A 5,073-nucleotide genomic window follows, 5' to 3' on the forward strand; every position below is an offset into this window, starting at 1 on the left:
CGAAGCGGTCATCAAAGCCCGTTCGATGGTCAGCAACGCCCGCAGTGACGGAGAAAAAATGTCGGCGCAGAACGCCCTCTCCGACACCCTGAAATCATTGTTCATGGTGGTCGAACGCTACCCCGACCTCAAGGCCGACAAGGCCTTCCGCCAGCTCGGGGCGCGAATCACCGAGATCGAGGACATGATCGCCGACCGCCGCGAGCTCTTCAACGAGTCGGTGAACATCTTCAACATCCGCATCGAGCAGTTTCCCGACGTGATCGTCGCCAAGCTGTTCAACTTCGCCGGCCGCGCCCTCTGGCAGATCGACCCGGCCCACCGCGCCGACGTCGAGGTCAGCTTTCAGCACAGCTGATCCAAGAGATCCGCCATCCGAATACTGAAACGGGTCGGCCAGCGCCGACCCGTTGACTTTTCAACTGCCTTCCGCCATCCGCCTTCCGTCCTCCGGCGTAACATTTCCGGTTGCCAGATCCAGCAGCACCCCGCATAATAACCCTTTGCCACACCGCCCCAAAACCCTATTCACGGAGGCATAGCATGATCAAGCATATCGTTTTCTTCAAATTCAAGCCCGATGCCGCTGAAGCCGACATCGTCGACCTCGAAAAGAGCCTCAAGGCCCTCCCCAACCAGATCGACGACATCGTCTCGTTCTGCTGCGGCCGCGATGTACTCCACACCGAGCGTTCCTATGACCTGGCCCTGGTCTCCGAGTTCGCCGACCTCGATGCGCTGAACCGCTACCAGGTCCACCCCGATCACCAGGCGGTGGTCGCCAAGGTCAAACAGCTCGCCACGAGCGTGGTGGCCGTCGATTACGCTTGTTGATGAACGGACAACGCAGGGAAGAGATTCAACGCGGCCTGGCGGTCGCCATCGTGCTGAAAAAGGATCAGAAGAGCGGCAAGCTCACCGAGGGGGTCGTCAAGGACATCCTGACCAGCGCCCCCTTTCACTCGCGGGGGATCAAGGTGCGGCTGGAAGACGGCCAGGTCGGCCGGGTGCAGGGCCTGGCCGGCCAGAGCGGCCACTGAGCAGAGAGCCCAAACAGGAAAAGCCCCGGTCATTTTCGCCGGGGCTTTTCTTTATCTGGAATGTTTCTTACAAAATCCCCGTGGGGGATTTTCTTGATTGTTCCAACTCATGTAGCTATTTGGATTTATGGGGTGGATCCTACGTGGCCAGGTGGCTCAGAGACGGTCATCATGTCTTCCTCCTTTGCCTTGTGCATTTGTATTAAAGGTACCATGCAGCCGGCCGATGTAAAGCGCCGCGAATGATTATTTAATCCTAAGAACCTCAGCACCCGAGAAAGAAGACCGCCAGCAGGGTCAGGCCGATACCGAGCAGCCGCCTCGGGGTCAGCTTTTCCCGGTAGATGAGCACCGAGAGGATCATGGCGATGACGAAGTGCATCCCGGTGATCAGGACGATCGCCGACAGCGGGCCGCTGGCAAGGGCGCTTAAAAAGGCGTAAAAACCGAAAAAATTGAGCACTCCCATGAGGATGCCGAGCTTTACCGCCTCGCCCCGCCGGCCATCCTCTCTGTGCCGACCCCATTTCCTTTCTATCGCCAGCGAGAACCCCGTCGCCAGCAGGTAGGAGAGGGCCATGAAGGCGGCCTTGCTGGTGGCGACCGCGGCGAACTTGCTGGAGATGGAGGCGAGTGCGCCGCACAGCACGCAGGTGGCGATCAGCAGCAGGCCGCTGCGGGTGTTGCCGTCCGGGCGGACGGCGCCCCTGGCTTCACCCGCCATCACGGCGATCACCGCCAGCCCCGCCAGCACGCCGGCCCATTGCAGCGGATCGAGCCGCTCGCCGAAATAAGCCAGCGAAAAGAGGATCACCACCAGGATGCTCAGGCGGGTGAGCGGAAAGGTCAGGGTCGCCGGCAGGTGCCGGAGGGCTTCCATGTGAGCGACGGTGGCTACGGAGAAGGCGAGGCTGTTGACCAGCGCCATGCCGACCAGGATCGACAGGCTGCCGACCGCATCCCCCGAGGCCAGAAACGTCGCGCCGCTCAGCAGGGTGACGGTCCCCATGAAGACCGTCGTGGTCAGGGACGCGCTGCAGTTGCGTTCGGCAACCACCTTGTAGAGAAAGCGCTGGGTGCCGAGCAAAAGGAGGGCGGCAACGCTGAAGAGATACCAGGAAGTCATGGGGGATCGGCGGCCACTGCGGGAATGATCCGCACCCGGGCGCTCCCTTTGCTGAGAAAGCCGATCGCACGGGCGGCCGACCGCGACAGGTCGATGAAGGGGATCTTGCGGGGCCGGCAGCGGTCATTGACGGTGACGGTCACCTCGCGGCCGTTGGCCAGGTTGACCACCCGCACCCTGGTGCCGAAGGGCAGACTGCTGTGGGCGGCGGTCAGCTTGTCGTGATCGTAGAGCTCACCGGACGCCGTGCGCCTGCCGGCGAAGCGCTTGGCGTAGTAGGTCGCATGGCCGATCTCGCCGCCGGCGCCCATCGCGGGTTCGCCGGCGGCCAGGGGTTGCCCGACCCAGAGCAGCAGCAGGACCAGCGCCAGCAGCCTGCCTATTTTTTCTCTTTGCCATCGCGGAGACATGTCATCTTTTACACCGAATCCGAAGAATTTGACAGCAGATTCAAATCCCCGCCACCAGCTCAGCCTTTCTGCAGATAGGCCGAAACCGCCTCGGCCACCCGGCGGCCCTCGCGCATGGCCAGGATCACCGTCTGCGGCTCGTGAACCACGTCGCCGGCGGCAAACACCCCTTCGCGGGTGGTCATGCCGTAATAGGGCTCCTGTTCGGTGATAACATACCCCTTGTCGTTGGTGTTGATACCGGTGGTGGTCGACACGATCCGGGCGAAGGGCTTCTGGCCGATGGCCACGATCACCTTGTTGCAGGGCATCTCCCGCTCGCTGCCGGGCATCGGCAGGATCAAACCGTCACGCCCTGCGACCTGACGCGGGGCAAAGCCCTGCAGGGTGACCCCGGTAACCCGCTGCTCGCCGTGAATGCGGCTGATGCTGGTCTGAAACAGGAACTTGACCCCTTCCTCGAGGGCTTCGCGGTACTCCTTCTCGCTCGATCGCCGCTCCTTTTCGGTGACGATGTCCATCACAGTCACCGACGAGGCGCCCAGGCGCAGGGCGGTGCGGGCGGCATCGACGGCGACGTTGCCGGCGCCGATCACCACCACCCGGTCGCCCTTGGCGATCGGCAGGTGGGTTTCGGGCAGCGACCCTTCCCGCACCAGGTTGACCGTTTCGAGAAAATAGATCGCCTGCATGGCGCCGGGGAGCTCCTCCCCCTCGACCCCGAGTTTTTTCGACAACCCGGTGCCGGTGCCGATGAAAATCGCCCGATAGCCCATGGCGAACAGCTGGTCGATGGTCAGATCCTCGCCGATCACCACCCCGGTCTCGATCCGCACGCCGAGTCCGCGGACGATTTCGATCTGGCGGGAAACCATTTCCTTGGGCAGCCGGTACTCGGGGATGCCGTAGCGCAGAACCCCGCCGGGGACCGCGTGGGCTTCGAAAATGGTCACCCGGTAGCCTTCCTTGGCCAGGATCGCCGCCACCGACAACCCGGCCGGGCCGGAGCCGATGACCGCCACCTTGGCCTTGATGCGGTCGAGGGTCAGCTCCATTTCGCGGTCGGCCAAAAACCGCTCGAGCTTGCTGATGCGGATCCCCTCTCCCTTGCGGCTGAGGACGCAGGAGCCCTCGCACTGCTCGTTGTGCGGGCAGACCCGGGCGCAGATCACCGCCAGGTTGCTCTTTTCGTTGAGAATGTCGATGGCCAGCTGGTAATCGCCATCGACGATCGCCTGGGCGATTTCGGGAATCCGGTTTTCGATGGGACAGCCGCCGACGCAGGCGGGTTTTTTACACTTGAGACAACGGCGGGCCTCGGCGATCGCCTCGGCTTCGCTGAAGCCTTTTTCCAGTTCTTCAAAATTGAGCATGGGAAACCTTTGGGTAAAAACAGTCCACCTTGGTAAATTGGTCATACCAATCAGGATAGCGGCAGACGCGGGCTAAAGTCAAGAGCCGGCCTCAATCTACCGAAGCCAAGCCCCCCCTTGAATAAAGCAGAATTTGTGTTTTATGTTTAACAACAGTCTCTTTATCGAAGAAAGGCAAGGCCATGATGATCCGCGTCGAGTATCCCGACGGAACCCACCAGCTGGTGCGCCCCTACGTGTTGAGCCAGCTGATCGCCAAACAGGCCATTACCCGCTTCGAACGCTCGGGAGGCTGGGCCGTTCTCGGCGAAGCCCGCCTGCGCTCGGCCGGGGGGTCGTTTCACAGCGGCAAGAACCGCCGCGCTTCAGCCTGATTCGGCGCCGCCCCTTTCACCCCCCGCTGAACGATGCCCTACGCCCTGCTCGCCGACCTGGCGCTCTTACTGCATTTCGGCTTCATCCTCTTCGTTGTCGCAGGCGGATGGGCCGTGCTGCGCCGTCCGCGCCTGGCCTGGCTGCACCTGCCGGCCGCGGCCTGGGGGACGGCGGTCGAAATCGGCGGCTGGTTCTGCCCCCTCACCGACCTGGAAAATCACTGGCGACGGCTCGGCGGCGGCAGCGGTTACGACAGCTCCTTCATCGACCGCTACCTGACCCCGCTGATCTATCCCGACAACCTGACCCGCGAAACCCAGATCATCCTCGGCCTGCTCGTCCTTACCCTCAACCTGCTGGTTTATGGCTGGCTGCTGCTGGCAAAAAACAGGCCCCCCGGCTAGGAGAGATCAGGAAAATTTTCGAAATCGATCAGCAGGGCGAGGGGAATGAAGGTATCGAGCTCGTTGCGGGGAGCGCCGAGAAAATGAGCGGTGAACGCGCGGAACAGGTCGAGCTCTGCCTCGAAGGTGCGGCGGAATTCCCAGCGCAATGAGTCCATCGCCAGGGGGTCGGCAGCGGTAAAATTCAGGCTGCACCACTCGTCGGAAAAACTCTCGCCCGAGCCGTCGATGTTCGGCAGCCCGTGCAGCCGGCAGGTCATGGGGCGATGGGCGTAGACCAGGCAGCTGCCGTCATCCCCCAGCAGCGGGCAGGGGGTCAGGTCGGCCTCGGGCATCTCGGTCCAC

The 5,073-nt window shown here is 62.5% G+C and carries 8 protein-coding genes and 1 pseudogene; 5 read left to right on the top strand and 4 right to left on the bottom strand.

All coding sequences use genetic code 11. The features are described from left to right. From ABYV89_RS14355 to ABYV89_RS14365, 3 genes are all read left to right on the top strand, one after another. The coding region (locus tag ABYV89_RS14355) for a LemA family protein (RefSeq protein WP_432823623.1) at positions 1-358 on the top strand (358 nt) is incomplete at its 5' end. Positions 359-543: 185 nt separating this feature from the next. After that, positions 544-834: a Dabb family protein gene (locus ABYV89_RS14360; RefSeq protein ID WP_432823624.1), complete on the top strand. Its 291-nt coding sequence runs from the start codon at positions 544-546 to the stop codon at positions 832-834. Beyond that, positions 834-1,040 (top strand): YwbE family protein, encoded by a 207-nt coding sequence (locus ABYV89_RS14365; RefSeq protein ID WP_432823625.1) that lies wholly within the window; start codon positions 834-836, stop codon positions 1,038-1,040. Before ABYV89_RS14360 ends, ABYV89_RS14365 begins: the two co-directional genes overlap by 1 nt. Before the next feature lie 265 nt (positions 1,041-1,305). Here ABYV89_RS14365 and ABYV89_RS14370 read toward each other — a convergent pair whose 3' ends face one another. The 3 genes from ABYV89_RS14370 to ABYV89_RS14380 are packed head-to-tail and all read right to left on the bottom strand — an operon-like array spanning position 1,306 to position 3,949. After that, entirely contained in the window at positions 1,306-2,166 is an 861-nt protein-coding gene (locus ABYV89_RS14370) for an EamA family transporter (RefSeq protein ID WP_432823626.1), read from the bottom strand. Next, positions 2,163-2,576 (bottom strand): septal ring lytic transglycosylase RlpA family protein, encoded by a 414-nt coding sequence (locus tag ABYV89_RS14375; protein ID WP_432823627.1) that lies wholly within the window; start codon positions 2,574-2,576, stop codon positions 2,163-2,165. Before ABYV89_RS14375 ends, ABYV89_RS14370 begins: the two co-directional genes overlap by 4 nt. Before the next feature lie 59 nt (positions 2,577-2,635). After that, positions 2,636-3,949: an NAD(P)-dependent oxidoreductase gene (locus ABYV89_RS14380; protein ID WP_432823628.1), complete on the bottom strand. Its 1,314-nt coding sequence runs from the start codon at positions 3,947-3,949 to the stop codon at positions 2,636-2,638. Between the two features lie 182 nt (positions 3,950-4,131). On the opposite strand from ABYV89_RS14380, the gene ABYV89_RS14385 reads away from it, so the two are divergent. Next, positions 4,132-4,323 carry a GSU3473 family protein gene (locus ABYV89_RS14385; protein WP_432823629.1) on the top strand — a complete coding sequence of 64 codons (192 nt, stop codon included), beginning with the start codon at positions 4,132-4,134 and terminating at the stop codon, positions 4,321-4,323. 33 nt (positions 4,324-4,356) lie between these two features. Further along, positions 4,357-4,728 (top strand): DUF2784 domain-containing protein, encoded by a 372-nt coding sequence (locus tag ABYV89_RS14390; protein ID WP_432823630.1) that lies wholly within the window; start codon positions 4,357-4,359, stop codon positions 4,726-4,728. Here ABYV89_RS14390 and ABYV89_RS14395 read toward each other — a convergent pair. Beyond that, positions 4,725-5,073: pseudogene (locus tag ABYV89_RS14395) on the bottom strand (YkgJ family cysteine cluster protein); the annotation flags it as partial. The gene ABYV89_RS14390 and the pseudogene ABYV89_RS14395 overlap by 4 nt on opposite strands.

It is taken from the genome of Trichloromonas sp. (assembly GCF_041583255.1).
Lineage (GTDB): Bacteria > Desulfobacterota > Desulfuromonadia > Desulfuromonadales > Trichloromonadaceae > Trichloromonas.